We start from the raw sequence: 13,222 nt of genomic DNA on the forward strand, positions 1-13,222 counted from the left end.
GGATTGCACAGTACCTGTGGGAGCGGGTTTACCCGCGAACACTGGCAGAGCCGGTGCCATCCACCGCGCCGCTCGCTTCGCGGCTAAAGCCGCTCCCACAGGGGTGTGATTATTGGCCTGTGCCGCAGCCAGATGATCTGCCACCAGGGTAAATAACTGCTAGGGTGCCCACCGCAGCCCTCGTTCAGGTCAGGTATGGATACCGAACAGCATCCCCGTTTCACCTACCAGAAAGTCCACCGCTACCTCAGCCACTGGCTCGACGCGCGAGCGCCGGGGCAGGCGCACCGGCTTCCCTCGCTGCGCGAGGTCGCCCGGCAGTTGCAGGTGTCGTTGTCCAGTTGCAAGCAAGGCTTCGCCCTGCTCGAGTCCCAAGGACGCATCCAGGCGCGGCCCAAGGTCGGCTACTTCAGCGTCGTCCAGGCGCCCACTGTACCGCTGCCGGCCACGGCCAACCTGCTCGATCGGGTCTTCGCCAGCGCCCGGCAGCCGGGCATGCTGGCCTTGAGCAGCGATGCCCCGGCCATGCTGGGCGCCCTCGATGGCCCGTTGCTGTTGCTCGAACGCGAGCTGCTGCGCCGCACACCTGCGGCTGAACTGCCGCCTTTCCAGCCGCTGGGCGAACCGCAGCTGCGGGCGGCGCTGGCGCACGATTACAGCCAGGCCTCATGCGAACCGTGGCAGGCCGACCAGGTGTTCATCGGCCCGGACCTGCGCAGCGTGTTCGATCTCGCCCTCCAAACGTTGATCCCCGCAGGTTCTGTGGCGCTGGTCGAGTCGCCGTGTTCCTGGTTGATACTGCGCCGGCTGCGTGCGGCGGGCCTGCAGGTCTTCGAGGCGCCGCTGGACCGGGAGGGCCGGATGGACCTCGATGCCGTGGCCCGGATGCTGGAGACCACGCCCGTGCGCGTGGCTGTGTTGTCATCCCGGGTCAACACCCCGCAGGGCAACGCGATGCCGGCAGCCGACAAACGACGCCTGTGCGACTTGCTGGCCCGGCATCGGGTGTGGCTGTTCGAGAACGACAGCTACGGAGGCTTGTGCGCCGACCTTCCGGCGTACCGGGAACACGCCGACCCGCAGCGGGTGCTGGTGTTCGCCAGCTTCGACAAATGCATCGGCGCCGAGGCCCCATTCGCCTACCTGTTATGCCGCAGCGCGACGGCGCCCCTGGCCGAAGCGTTCTTCGCCCGTGGCTTTCGCCTGCCAACCTATCGCCAGCGGGCCATCGCCGGGCTGTACGGCTCCGCGCGCATCGACCGACAACGGACGTTGCTGGGTCGACAACTCGCCGCCAGCGCGGCGCGGATGGCCGCGCTATTGAAGCAGCATGCCGATGACTGCCTGCAAGGCGCCATGCCCCAGGCCGGAGCCACATTCTGGTTGCGCGCCACGCGCTCGGTGGACATGGACGTGGTCTGCGAGAAACTGCTTGGCGAGGGCATTGTCATCGCGCCCGGCTCGCTGTTCAGCCAGGCTGGCCATTGGCGCGACCACCTGCGCCTGAGCGTTACCGTCGACTGGCGTCAAGACATCGAAGGTGCCTTGGTGCGCCTGGCCCAGGCGGTTCGTCAGGCGCCTCAGTCGCCATAGCAGTGAGCAAGCTCCGGGAATTCGCCCTGGCGCACTTCGTTGGCGTAGCGCGCGCAAGCCAACCGGATCACCGCGGCCAGGTCGGCGTACTGCTTGACGAAGCGCGGCTTGCGAGGCCCGCCCAGGCCCAGCAGGTCCTCGGTCACGAGGATCTGGCCGTCGCAGGCCGGGGAGGCGCCAATACCGATACAAGGTTGCGTACTGTGTTCACTGATCCGCCGCGCCAGCGGCTCGGCCACGCCCTCCAGCAGCAGGCTGAAGGCACCCGCCGCCAGGTTGGCGCGGGCGTCCTCGGCAATCGCCTCGGCGCTGGCTTCCGTCAGCCCCTGGGCCTTGTAGCCGCCCATCACGTTGACGAACTGCGGCATCAGCCCTACGTGGGCCATCACCGGGATGCCGCGCTCCACCAGAAACGCCACGGTACCGGCCAGTGCCCGATTGCTTTCCAGCTTCACAGCGGCGCAACCGGTTTCGGCCAGTACCTGGGCGCAGTTGTGAAAAGCCTGCTCGGGTGAGGCTTGGTAACTGCCGAAAGGCATGTCGGCGATCACGCAGGCGTGCTCGGTGCAGTCCATCACTGCGCGGGTGTGGCTGATGGTCTCGTCCAGGCGCATGGCCAGGGTGGAGCGTCGGCCGTAGGCGACCATGGCGGTCGAATCGCCGACCAGGATGAAGTCCACCAGCGGGTCGATCAAACGGGCGATGGGGGCGCTGTAGGCGGTGAGGGCGACGATTTTCTGCCGGCCTTTCATGGCGGCCAGGTCGGGGATGGTCAAGCGGCGGGTGGGGATATGCATGCTCATCGGTTACCTCCGAGGTGGTCGGGAGGTCATCGATTATTCACCTGATGCAGGGTGATTCAAGGTACAGGATCGGGCGATTTTGCAGCCCAGAAGGTATTCGCCGGCAAGGCCGGCTCCCACAGGAGCCAGCCTTGCCGGCGAACAGCGCGGTCAGATCAGTTGCGATCCAGCCACACGGTCTGGGCATTGGTGAACTCACGCACACCAAAGTGCGACAGCTCGCGCCCGAAGCCGCTCTTTTTCACGCCGCCGAAGGCCACACGGGGGTCGGAGGCGCAATAGCCGTTGATGAATACGCCACCGGTGTCCAGCGCGCTGGTCATGCGCTCGGCCAGGGCGTAGTCGGCGGTGTAGATGGTCGCGGCCAGGCCGAAGTCGCTGTCGTTGGCCAGTTCCACCGCATGGTCGGCGTCACGGGCTGTGATGATTGCCGCTACCGGGCCGAACAGCTCCTGCTTGAACGCGGTCATGTCCGGGGTGACGTTGGCGAACACGGTCGGTGCGTAGAAGTTGGCCGCGCCTTCGACCTTGTGGCCGCCCAGCAGCAGGGTGGCGCCTTCAGCCAGCGTGGCCTGCACTTGGCCGTCGAGTTCGTCGCGCAGGTCATAACGGGCCATTGGGCCGATATAGGTGTCGTCCTGGAGTGGGTTGCCTACCTTGAGCGCACGGGTAGCCTCGACGAACTTGGCGGTGAACGCCTCGACGATGCTTTCTTCGACGATCAGGCGCTTGGCCGCGGCGCAGACCTGGCCGGTGTTCTGGTAGCGACCGATCACGGCGGCTTTTACGGCGGCGTCCAGGTCGGCGTCTGCCAGCACGATGAACGGGTCCGAGCCGCCCAGCTCCAGCACGCACTTCTTCAGCGCGGCACCGGCCTGTGCACCGATGGCCATGCCGGCGCGCACGCTGCCGGTGAGGGTGATGGCGGCGATGCGCGGGTCGTTGATGGCGCGGGTAACACCCTCAGGGGTGACGTTGAGCACTTCGAACACGCCCTCAGGCAGGCCGGCGCGCTTGAACAGGTCGGCCAGCAGGTAGGCGCTGCCCATCACGTTGGGGGCGTGCTTGAGCACGTAGGTGTTGCCGGCCAGCAGGGCGGGCACGGCGCCACGCAGTACCTGCCAGACCGGGAAGTTCCACGGCATCACGGCGAGGATCGGGCCCAGCGGGCGGTATTCGATACGGGCTTTCTCGATCTGCGTGGGCTCGGCGGCGAGCATCGCCGGGCCGTGTTCGGCGTACCACTGGCACAGGCCGACGCACTTGGCGACTTCGCCACGGGCCTGAGCGATCGGCTTGCCGATCTCGCGGGCGATCATCTGGGCGAAAGCTTCGGCGTTGGCCTGCAGGGCGTTGGCCAGGGCGATCAGGTATTCGCTGCGCTGACCCAGCGACACCTTGCGCCACTGGTTGTAGCCAACCTTGGCGCGTTGCAGCGCCGCTTCCAGTGCGGCGTCGGTGTCGAAGGCATAGTGGCCGATCTGCTCGCCGGTGTAGGGGTCGACGGAGATGGCGTGGGTCAGGCTGCTGATCTCGCTCATGGCAGGACTCTCATTGTTTTGAAGGGGTGAGCCCAGACTAGTGGTGGCGCGCTTTAATGAAAACTGAATAATAATGAGCGAAACATTCACGTTTGGAGAATGACTGTGGACCTGGTGCAACTGGAGATCTTCAAGGCAGTGGCCGAGCACGGCAGCATCAGCGCTGCCGCCCAGCACATCCACCGGGTGCCGTCGAACCTGACCACCCGTATCAAGCAGCTCGAAGAAGACCTCGGCGTCGAGCTGTTCATCCGCGAGAAGAGCCGCCTGCGCCTGTCGCCGGCCGGCTGGAACTTCCTCGAATACACCCGGCGCATCCTCGACCTGGTGCACGAAGCGCGGTTGACCGTGGCGGGGGAGGACCCGCAAGGCACCTTCGCCCTGGGCTCGCTGGAAAGTACCGCGGCGGTGCGCATCCCGGCGTTGCTGGCGGCCTACAACCAGCGCTATCCCAAGGTGGACCTCGACCTGTCCACCGGCCCGTCGGGGACCATGCTCGAAGGCGTGCTGTCCGGGCGCCTGGTGGCCGCTTTCGTCGATGGCCCGGTGCTGCACCCCACGCTCGAAGGCATGCCGGTGTTCGAGGAGGAGATGATGGTCATCGCACCGCTGCACCATGCCCCGGTCACCCGCGCCCGCGACGTCAATGGTGCGAGCATCTACGCGTTTCGCGCCAATTGCTCGTACCGCCATCATTTCGAGAGTTGGTTCGTTCACGACCAGGCCGTGCCGGGCAAGATCCACGAAATGGAGTCCTACCACGGCATGCTCGCCTGCGTCAGCGCAGGCGCGGGCCTGGCGATGATGCCGCGCAGCATGCTCGACAACATGCCCGGTTGCAGCACGGTCAGCGCCTGGCCGATGGCCGAGGACTTTCGCTACCTCAAGACCTGGCTGGTGTGGCGCCGAGGCACGGTGTCGCGCAGCCTGAGCATGTTCATCAAATTACTCGAGGAGCGCCGGGCCGAGTCGCTGGCGGGTTGAGTGCGCGGCTTACACGTTAAATACCTGGCGTGATTCCTGTGGGAGCGGGTTCACCCGCGAACACGGGCATAGCCCGTGCCAGACAACGAGGTGTCATCTTCGCGGGTAAATCGCAGCGGCGAACCGCCGCTCCCACAGGCAGCTTGCACATCTTGAGTTCGGCGCGATCAGGTGGGAACAACTGTCTTCTTGAAGAGGCTGGCCTTGCCGGCGATGGGCTGCGCAACAGCCCCATGCGCTGACTAACGGTCCGAAACCCCGCGAACGCGCGCTGCAGCCAGGCATCAAAACTGTGTAGACCATCCCTCCAAGGGAGGAATGCACCATGCGTACTCATCACTACGGGCTTTGCGCGGCACTGCTGGTAACCCTGGCCATGCCCTGGACCTTGGCCGCCGCCGCCGACCTCAACGCCCCCATCGACCCACAAGCCGTGCAACTGCAGCCGCAGGAGCAGAACGGCATCCGCTACCTGCAGGGCGGCATTGGCCAGGATGAGGCCAACGCCTTGCGCCGCACCCCTGGCTACGACCTGCACATCACCCTGTCCACCGGTGCCGAAGGCAAGTTCCAGAGCGGCGCTGCGCTGGACATCCAGTCTGCCCAAGGCAAGTCGGTGCTGGCCTTGCAGGACGTCGGGCCACTGATCTTCGTGCAACTGCCTCCGGGGCACTACCGGGTGACGGGTAACGCCGAGGGCCAGAGCGTGCAGCAGCAGGTCAATGTCGACGGCAAGACGCCGGCACGGGTGGACCTGAACTGGCGCTGAGCGATAAGGAGTACAAATGTGCCCCGGGCTTGTGGAGGGACACCGATGAACCCGCTTGAGTCCCTCCACGAGCAGGGCTTCGCCCTGATACCCAGCGTGCTCGACCCAGCACGCATTGCGTTGCTGCGCGGTGCCATCGACGGCCTGCAACCGTTGCATTGGGACTACCAGGGCCTGCTCGAACACTACAAGTGTGTGTTCAACCGCGACCCGCTGTGGTTGCCGTTTCTCGACCTGCCACCTTTGATCGAACTGGCCGAAACAGTGCTGGGCAGCGACTGCCACGTCATCGGCCAGACCGCCTGGCGCAGCCACCCGGGCTATCCGGGCATGGGCCTGCACCTGGACCATCTGCCCATGGCACTGCCGACCGAGCTGCGCGGTCGCTTGAGCCTGCCCGCCCAGATACTCACCGCACAGCTGTACCTGTGCGATATCGACCTGGACGTGGGGCCAACCCTTGTCATCCCCGGCAGCCATCGCGCCGGTCGCGCACCTCGAGCGGGAGAGGACAGCTGGCAAGGGCAGGGCCTGCGCCCGGTGCTGTGCCAGGCGGGCGACGCGCTGGTGATGCGCAGCGATGCCTGGCACAGCGGCGGCGCCAATCGCAGTGCCGAGCGGGTGCGCGACATGCTGCAGGTGCATTACGGCCGACGCATGGTGGCGCAGAAGTTCTCGCCCTATCTCACCTGGCGTTTCAACCCCGAGGTGCTCGCCGCGGCGACGGCGCGCCAGCGGCGCTTGCTGGGTGAGCATGAAGAATCGGTCTACGACTGAACAAGGCGTTGGCCAGTAGTGGCAAAGTACTTTCAACTTGTGGCGTGATCAGATAATAATCGAGAAAACTATTACCACTTGTGACCTGGTTGGATGCACCAGCTCATGGGTGCATAACGAGGGGCCCAAGCCCCCATTTGCCGCAGGCCTGCGCACGCCAGGCCGGGCCTGTTCGTGAAGACCCTCAGGAGTAGTCATAGATGAATACCCGTCTTGCCAGTTCCCTGGCCGCATTCGTGCTGGCGTTCGCCGGCGCCAACCTGGCCCAGGCCGCACAGCTGTCCGGTGCAATCGGCGCCACCAGCCAGGGCGACATGACCTACCGTCTCGGTGCGTCGTTCGACTGGGACAAGCGTTGGCTGGAAAGCAGTGCGGGCCACCTGACGGGTTATTGGGATGCGGCCTACACATACTGGGAAGGTGGCGACTACAGCGGCGCCCACTCGCTGTCATTGAGCCCGGTGTTCGTCTATGAGTTCAGCGGCTTCACCTATACCCCGTTCATCGAGGCCGGCATCGGCCTGGCGGCGTTCTCCAAGACCGAGGTCGGCGACCAGCGTCTGGGTTCTTCGGTCAACTTCGAAGACCGCATCGGCTTTGGCCTGAAACTGCCGGCCGATCAGAAGATCGGCATCCGCGCCATGCATTACTCCAATGCCGGCATCAAGCAGCCCAACGACGGCATCGAGTCGTACTCGCTGTTCTACAGCAAGGGCTTCTGAGCCACTGCAGGGTTAGCCAACCGGCCTCGCCCAGGCGGGCGCGGTCAGCGCACCGCCTTGATCGCCAGCACGTTGCACAGCGGGTGCTCCAACACGTGCGACGTCGTCCCGCCGAGAAAGGTGTGCAGCGCATCATGCCGGTGAGTGCCCATGACGATCACGTCGATGCGGCTGTGGCTGACGTACTGGGCGATCGCCTTGATCGCCGGCCCTTCGAGGAAGTGCCTGCGCTCCAGGGCAATCTCATAGTGATCGCCCAGGCGGTTGAACGCCGCGCGCTGGGCGGCGCGCACGCTGCCTTCGAAGCCGGGCATGGTCACGGTGCCGGCGCCGAAGTCGGCGATATGGGTTTTTGCCGCGTCGCACACGTGCAGCAGGTGCAGCTCGGCGTTGCACTGCAGGGCCAGGGCATGGGCGCTGCGGAACACCTGGTCGTCCAGGTGCTCGCCGGCACCGTGCAGGTTGAGGTCGACCGCTGCGGCGATCTGGCGGGGCAGGGGCAGGCGGACATCGCTGACCAGGTGCACGGCCACCGGGCTGTCCTTGAGCAGTTGCCAGTCCAGTGGGGTGACCAGCAGGCGCTTGAGCACCGGTTCGTGCTGCACGTCCTTGACCAGCAGGTCGCAGCCCAGGCGCTCGATCTGTTCGACGGCACTGCCCAGCGGGTCGCGGGTCAGCAGCAGTTCGGTCGACACATCCAGCCCGTTGTCGGACAGTTGCTCCTTCGCGTCCGCCAGCCATTGCCGGTTATCGGCGAGCAGCCGCTCGCGCTCGCGGCCATCGCTCATCAGCCCGAAGGTATCGACGTCGTCGACGAATACATTGATGTCCAGCAGGGCCCCGCTGGACTCCGCCAGTGCTGCGGCCCGTTGCAGGGCAGGGCTGTAGCGCATCTGCGGGCCGAGCATGACGAACAAACGCTTGAACTGGCTCATCGCACACCTCCACGTGTGGCAGCCCCCCGTTCATGCCTGATCTGTATGGCCCTTGCCGTGCGTTGCGGTGCGGGCGTTGCCCAATGAGTTTAGCTGTTGGAAGACTTTGCGCGCCCCTGTAGGAGCGGCCTTGTGCCGCGAAAGGGCTGCGCAGCAGCCCCGGCGATTGTTGAGGCGACGCTGATATCTGGGGCTGCTGCGCAGCCCTTTCGCGGCACAAGGCCGCTCCTACAGGGGGCGCGCAGCGCATTCAAAGGGCGTAATGCTTCAACTCCCGCGCAATCAGCATGCGCTGGATCTCGCTCGACCCTTCGTAGATCTGGGTAATCCGCGCATCGCGGTAGTACTTCTCCACCGGGTAGTCTTCCAGGTAGCCGTACCCACCATGCACCTGGATCGCCATCGAGCACACCCGCTCAGCCATTTCCGAGGCGAACAACTTGGCCTGGGAGGCCTCCGACAAACACGGCTTGCCGGCCGTGCGCAACCGCGCGGCATGCAGGATCAGCAAGCGCGCAGCGTTGATCTGCACCTGCATGTCGGCCAGTAGGTTGGCGATGCTCTGGTGCTCGTTGATTGGCTTGCCGAACTGGATGCGGTCACGCGAATACAGCAGCGCCGCCTCGAACGCCGCACGGGCGATGCCCAGGGCCTGGGCGGCGATGCCGATGCGCCCGCCTTCGAGGTTGGACAGGGCGATCGCCAGCCCCTTGCCACGCTCACCCAGCAGGTTGGCGGCAGGGATACGGCAGTTGTCCAGGGTGACCGCGCAGGTATCGGAGGCGCGGATACCCATCTTGTGTTCGCTGCGGTCGACCTTGAACCCCGGGTTGTCGGTGGGCACCAGGAACGCCGACAGGCCTTTCTTGCCCAGGTCCGGGTCGGTCACCGCGAACACGATGGCCAGCTTGGCGCGGCGGGCGTTGCTGACGAACTGCTTGGCACCGTTGATCACCCACTGGCCATCGATCAGCTCGGCGCGAGTGCGCAGGTTGTGGGCTTCGGAGCCCGCCTGGGGTTCGGTCAGGCAGAAACAGCCGATCACTTCACCGCTGGCCAGCTTCGGCAGCCAGGCCTGTTGTTGCTCAGGGTTGCCGTAGGCCAGCAGCGGGCCGCAGCCCACCGAGTTGTGAATGCTCATCAGCGCCCCGATGGCGCCGTCACCGGCCGAGATTTCCTCCACCGCCAGGGCATAGGCGACGTAGTCGGTGTAGCTGCCGCCGAACTGTTCCGGCGCGACCATGCCGAGCAGGCCCAGTTCGCCCATCTTGCGCACCACCTCGTCATCGATCCAGCCGGCCTTTTCCCAGGCCTGGGCGTGGGGCGCGATCTCGCCACGGGCGAAATCCCGCGCCATGTCGCGGATCATGATCTGTTCTTCGCTCAGTTCCAGGTCTTGCATCTGCGTACTCCCGGCCTTACAGGCCTTCGAAGAATTGGTCGACCCGCTGGGCATTGAGCGCCGCCAGGGTCGGCGGGTTCCAGCGCGGTTGCTTGTCCTTGTCGATGATCAGGGCGCGCACGCCCTCGATGATGTCGCCGTGGTCGAACCACTGGCGGTCGATGTGCAGCTCCATGGCGAAGCAGTCTTCCAGCGCCAGGTGGCGGCCACGGCGCAACAGCTCAAGGGTCACGGCCATGGCCAGCGGCGAGCGGGTCTGCAGCAGGTCGGCGGTGTCCAGCGCCCATTGATGGCAGTCGCCGATGCTCACCGCGCGCAGTTGCTCGATGATGCTGGGCAGGTCGGGCAGGGCGAAGTAGTGATCGATCACCGGGCGCAGCTTGGCCAGCGGCGCATCGCCCAGGGTCTGGGTGCCAAGCCGCGCGAGCAGGCCTTGCAGGTCCTTGAGCGGGTGGTCGCCGAATGCCAGGCGGTCGAGGCCCTCATCCAGGGCGGCCAGTTTGTCGCTGTCCAGGTACCAGTCGGCGAGGCCGCAGTACAAGGCGTCGGCGGCCTTTATCTGGGTGCCGCTGACGCCCAGGTAGATACCCAGCTCGCCGGGCACCCGCGGCAGGAAATAGCTGCCGCCGACATCGGGGAAGTAACCGATGCCCACCTCGGGCATCCCCAGGCGGCTGCGCTCGGTGACGATACGCAGGTCGCAGCCCTGGGCCAGGCCCATGCCACCGCCCAGGGTGAAGCCGTCCATCAGCACCATGACCGGCTTGCGGTAACGGTGGATGCACAGGTCGAGGGCGTATTCCTCTTCGAAGAAGTCCAGGTGCAGGCGCTGGCTGGCCTTGTAGCTGTCATGCAGCGAGCGGATATCGCCACCGGCGCAGAAGCCCTTCGGCCCTTCGCCGCGCAGCACCACGGCCTGCACGTCGGCGTCCTGGGCCCAGCGATGCAGGTGTTTTTGCAGGCTGCGAACCATGTCGAGGGTAAGGGCATTGAGGCCGGCGGGGCGGTTGAGGGTGAGGTGGCCGATATGGTTACGGACCTCGGCCAGTACATGATCCGTTGCCGAGGTGTGAGCGTGCGCGGTCATCGCGTTCTCCCTGCTTTGTTATTGATTTTCCAAGTGAAGCCTGGAATGCGCGGGCGGGTCGCAGGATCCTGTCATGCGAATTTGCCTTGCACAATTGGCAAATCTGCAGGGTTAGGCTGCATTTTTACCTTGGGTGCGCGCCTTCTGGCCGAGGTGGTTTCACTTTAACCCGTTGCCTCTCAAGGATCCTGCGGATCATGCCCCAACGATTGCAGGAACAACGAAAACAACTCCGACTGCGAGGAAATATCCAGCTTGGCGTACAGGTGCCGCCGATGCACCTTGACCGTCTCCGGCGAGATCGCCAGCCGTTCGGCCATGGCTTTCGACGAATACCCGCGCAACACCAGCCGGGCGATCTCCAGCTCGCGCTCCGACAGCACCTTGGCGCCGAACAGGCTCATGGCGTCGCGCACCTGGCTGGCCATCGCCGGGGCCGGGCGCTGGCCTTGCTGTTGCCAGTGCTGGCCGAGCAGCGCCAGCACCCACGGGCAGACCATCACCAGCAGGCCATGCTGCGCCGCCGCGAAGCGCTGGCGGCTGCCCAGCGACAGCGACAGGGCGCCGCTGTCGCCCAGTTGCACGATGAACTGCATTTCGTCTTCCAGCACATGGTCGTGGAAGTAGGTGAGGTAGTACTCGCTCTGGCGGAACTGGTCCGGCGCCACTTCTTCCAGGCGGTGCAGGCCATCGCCGATGCCTTCCTGGCAGGCCTGGTAGAAGGGGTCGAGCTGGTACAGCCCGCTCAGGTACAGGGCCATGGCCTCAGGGTTGCCCTCGCCGCGGGCGTCGAAGATCTCCAGCGCCCGCGGCAGGCCGGCGCGGGGGTAGAACATCGCCAGGGCATTGTCGAACGGCACCCAGTGCTGCAACAGCAGCATCAACTGGCGCCAGAAGCGCGGCTGGCCGAGCTGCTCGACGGTGCGGGCCAGGCCCGCGTGGGCGCTGGCTTCGGTGAACAGGTTGTGCATGATCCCCCAGGCATTCGCAATGTAGACCTATCGCGGGGCAAGCCCGCTCCCACGTGGGGCCTCTGTGGGAGCGGCGGTGCGCCGATGCGACTTGCCCCGCGATGAATGTCCCACAGTATCAGGTGATCTTTCCCTACGTCGTCAAGGGGCGTACCCCCATAGGGTAATTGGCGTCCACCACCCGCAAGCATAGAGTTCGGCCAGGTCCAGCGGCCGCACGACCCCGGTTTTGCCCTCATAACCAATAACAATCAGAGGAAAAACGCCATGAGCTCCAGCGAAGTGCCCGCGAGCGCACTCAAGCAGCGCCTGGGTATGCCCGATGTGGTCGCCATCACCGTTTCGGCGGTCACCCCAGCCAGTTCCGTGTTCGTCATCGCCCCGTTCGCCATCCAGCAGGCCGGCAGCGGCGCGTTCCTGTCTTTTCTCATGGCGGCGCTGCTGGCCCTGATGTTCGCCTGGTGCTACGCCGAGCTGGGCCGCGCCCACAGCACCGCCGGCGGTGAGTACGTGTACGCCAAACGGGTGTTCGGCGGGTTGGCAGGCTATGCCACCTTCCTCACCGTGCTGGCCTCGATGCTGTTCATCCCGCCGGTGTTGGCGGCCGGCGCCGCCACTTACCTCAACAACGCTCTGGGCACAGGCTTCGATACCCAGAGCGTGGCCCTGGTGATCGTGGTTGCCAGCTATGCCCTGGGCATTCTCAATATCCGCCTCAATGCCTGGATTACCGGGCTGTTCCTGATCTGCGAGGTGGCCGCCTTGCTGGTGATCGTCGCGCTGGGCTTGGGCAATGCCAGCCAACCGGCGGCCAGCCTGCTGCAGCCGCAGGTGCTGGAGCAGGGGGCCCTGGTGGCTGCCCCCTGGGCGCTGGTGCTGGGCGCGGTAGGCATGGCGTTGTTCGCCTTCAACGGCTACGGCGGCGCGGTGCTGCTGGCCGAAGACATGAAGGACGGCGGGCGCACCGTGCACCGGGCGGTACTGTGGTCGCTGGTCGTGGTGGTGGCCATCGAAGTCATCCCGCTGGCCGCCCTGCTGATCGGTGCGCCGTCGCTCGAGGCGATGCTGGCCAGCGGCGACCCGATCGGCTACCTGCTCACCGCCCATGGCAACGAAACCCTTGCACGGCTGGTCAGCGCCGGGATCTTCCTGTCGGTGTTCAACGCCATCGTCGCCATCGTCATCCAGGTTGGCCGGGTGGTGTACAGCAGCGGCCGCGATGCCATCTGGACACCGGCCCTCAACCGCGCCTTCACCGTGATCCACCCGCGCTGGGAATCGCCGTGGCTGGCCACGCTGTTCCTGGCCATCCCCTCGGCCTTGCTGAGCTTGACCGGCAGCCTCGAAGAGCTGACCTCGTTCACCGTGCTGTTGCTGCTGCTGATCTACCTGGTAGTGGCCGCCTGCGCCCTGTGCAGCCGGGTACTGCGCCGCGACCGCGAACACCCGTACCGCATGCCGCTGTGGCCGTTGCCGGCGCTGCTGGCCGTGAGCGGCGCCGGCTGGCTGCTGGTGACCCTGCTGCAACAGGCCTCGCTGCGCGACCTGCTGATCATCCTCGGGCTGTTGGCGGTGTCGGTCATCCTCTACAGCACCCACGGCCGGCTCAGCCCGACCTTCCAGAAATTGTGAGCATCC

General features: G+C 65.7%; 12 protein-coding genes. 6 read left to right on the top strand and 6 right to left on the bottom strand.

Going from position 1 to position 13,222, the window contains the following annotated elements; genetic code table 11:
* Positions 1–195: 195 nt before the first annotated feature.
* Positions 196–1,593, top strand: coding sequence for an aminotransferase-like domain-containing protein (locus DM373_RS05715; protein WP_110992659.1), 1,398 nt, complete (start codon positions 196–198; stop codon positions 1,591–1,593).
* Here the strand turns inward: DM373_RS05715 and panB are convergent.
* Both panB and DM373_RS05725 read right to left on the bottom strand, forming a co-directional pair.
* On the bottom strand, positions 1,581–2,396 hold the full coding sequence (gene panB / locus DM373_RS05720; RefSeq protein ID WP_110992660.1) for a 3-methyl-2-oxobutanoate hydroxymethyltransferase: 816 nt from the start codon (positions 2,394–2,396) through the stop codon (positions 1,581–1,583). The two genes, DM373_RS05715 and panB, sit on opposite strands and share 13 nt — an antisense overlap.
* Before the next feature lie 155 nt (positions 2,397–2,551).
* On the bottom strand, positions 2,552–3,937 hold the full coding sequence (locus tag DM373_RS05725) for an aldehyde dehydrogenase family protein (RefSeq protein ID WP_110992661.1): 1,386 nt from the start codon (positions 3,935–3,937) through the stop codon (positions 2,552–2,554).
* A 105-nt stretch (positions 3,938–4,042) separates the two neighbouring features.
* Between DM373_RS05725 and ptrR the strand changes: the two genes are divergently transcribed.
* The 4 genes from ptrR (at position 4,043) to DM373_RS05750 (ending at position 7,189) form a co-directional block, all read left to right on the top strand.
* Complete coding sequence (gene ptrR / locus DM373_RS05730; RefSeq protein ID WP_125463967.1) at positions 4,043–4,921, top strand: putrescine utilization regulator PtrR; 879 nt, start codon at positions 4,043–4,045, stop codon at positions 4,919–4,921.
* 325 nt (positions 4,922–5,246) lie between these two features.
* The gene (locus DM373_RS05740; protein ID WP_110992664.1) at positions 5,247–5,690 is read left to right on the top strand and encodes a carboxypeptidase regulatory-like domain-containing protein; all 444 of its coding nucleotides are present in this window, start codon (positions 5,247–5,249) and stop codon (positions 5,688–5,690) included.
* Between the two features lie 45 nt (positions 5,691–5,735).
* Entirely contained in the window at positions 5,736–6,467 is a 732-nt protein-coding gene (locus DM373_RS05745) for a phytanoyl-CoA dioxygenase family protein (RefSeq protein WP_110992665.1), read from the top strand.
* Positions 6,468–6,667: 200 nt separating this feature from the next.
* On the top strand, positions 6,668–7,189 hold the full coding sequence (locus DM373_RS05750) for an acyloxyacyl hydrolase (protein ID WP_110992666.1): 522 nt from the start codon (positions 6,668–6,670) through the stop codon (positions 7,187–7,189).
* Positions 7,190–7,233: 44 nt separating this feature from the next.
* Here the strand turns inward: DM373_RS05750 and DM373_RS05755 are convergent, their stop codons facing one another.
* From DM373_RS05755 to DM373_RS05770, 4 genes are all read right to left on the bottom strand, one after another.
* On the bottom strand, positions 7,234–8,124 hold the full coding sequence (locus DM373_RS05755) for a universal stress protein (RefSeq protein WP_110992667.1): 891 nt from the start codon (positions 8,122–8,124) through the stop codon (positions 7,234–7,236).
* A 250-nt stretch (positions 8,125–8,374) separates the two neighbouring features.
* On the bottom strand, positions 8,375–9,526 hold the full coding sequence (locus DM373_RS05760) for an acyl-CoA dehydrogenase family protein (protein WP_110992668.1): 1,152 nt from the start codon (positions 9,524–9,526) through the stop codon (positions 8,375–8,377).
* A gap of 16 nt (positions 9,527–9,542) precedes the next feature.
* Positions 9,543–10,613 carry an enoyl-CoA hydratase/isomerase family protein gene (locus DM373_RS05765; RefSeq protein WP_110992669.1) on the bottom strand — a complete coding sequence of 357 codons (1,071 nt, stop codon included), beginning with the start codon at positions 10,611–10,613 and terminating at the stop codon, positions 9,543–9,545.
* A gap of 179 nt (positions 10,614–10,792) precedes the next feature.
* Complete coding sequence (locus tag DM373_RS05770; protein WP_110992670.1) at positions 10,793–11,584, bottom strand: helix-turn-helix transcriptional regulator; 792 nt, start codon at positions 11,582–11,584, stop codon at positions 10,793–10,795.
* Between the two features lie 267 nt (positions 11,585–11,851).
* Here DM373_RS05770 and DM373_RS05775 point away from each other — a divergent pair, with 267 nt between their 5' ends.
* Positions 11,852–13,216 (top strand): APC family permease, encoded by a 1,365-nt coding sequence (locus DM373_RS05775; RefSeq protein ID WP_110992671.1) that lies wholly within the window; start codon positions 11,852–11,854, stop codon positions 13,214–13,216.
* The last annotated feature ends 6 nt before the right edge of the window (positions 13,217–13,222 follow it).

The organism is Pseudomonas sichuanensis (genome assembly GCF_003231305.1).
GTDB lineage: Bacteria > Pseudomonadota > Gammaproteobacteria > Pseudomonadales > Pseudomonadaceae > Aquipseudomonas > Aquipseudomonas sichuanensis.

Coding starts and splice junctions, on each gene's coding strand:
- DM373_RS05750 (WP_110992666.1), top strand. CDS start 6,668: ATGAATACCCGTCTTGCCAGTTCCCTGGCCGCATTCGTGCTGGCGTTC.
- DM373_RS05770 (WP_110992670.1), bottom strand. CDS start 11,584: ATGCACAACCTGTTCACCGAAGCCAGCGCCCACGCGGGCCTGGCCCGC.
- DM373_RS05755 (WP_110992667.1), bottom strand. CDS start 8,124: ATGAGCCAGTTCAAGCGTTTGTTCGTCATGCTCGGCCCGCAGATGCGC.
- DM373_RS05725 (WP_110992661.1), bottom strand. CDS start 3,937: ATGAGCGAGATCAGCAGCCTGACCCACGCCATCTCCGTCGACCCCTAC.
- DM373_RS05760 (WP_110992668.1), bottom strand. CDS start 9,526: ATGCAAGACCTGGAACTGAGCGAAGAACAGATCATGATCCGCGACATG.
- panB (WP_110992660.1), bottom strand. CDS start 2,396: ATGAGCATGCATATCCCCACCCGCCGCTTGACCATCCCCGACCTGGCC.
- DM373_RS05765 (WP_110992669.1), bottom strand. CDS start 10,613: ATGACCGCGCACGCTCACACCTCGGCAACGGATCATGTACTGGCCGAG.
- DM373_RS05745 (WP_110992665.1), top strand. CDS start 5,736: ATGAACCCGCTTGAGTCCCTCCACGAGCAGGGCTTCGCCCTGATACCC.
- DM373_RS05775 (WP_110992671.1), top strand. CDS start 11,852: ATGAGCTCCAGCGAAGTGCCCGCGAGCGCACTCAAGCAGCGCCTGGGT.
- DM373_RS05715 (WP_110992659.1), top strand. CDS start 196: ATGGATACCGAACAGCATCCCCGTTTCACCTACCAGAAAGTCCACCGC.
- DM373_RS05740 (WP_110992664.1), top strand. CDS start 5,247: ATGCGTACTCATCACTACGGGCTTTGCGCGGCACTGCTGGTAACCCTG.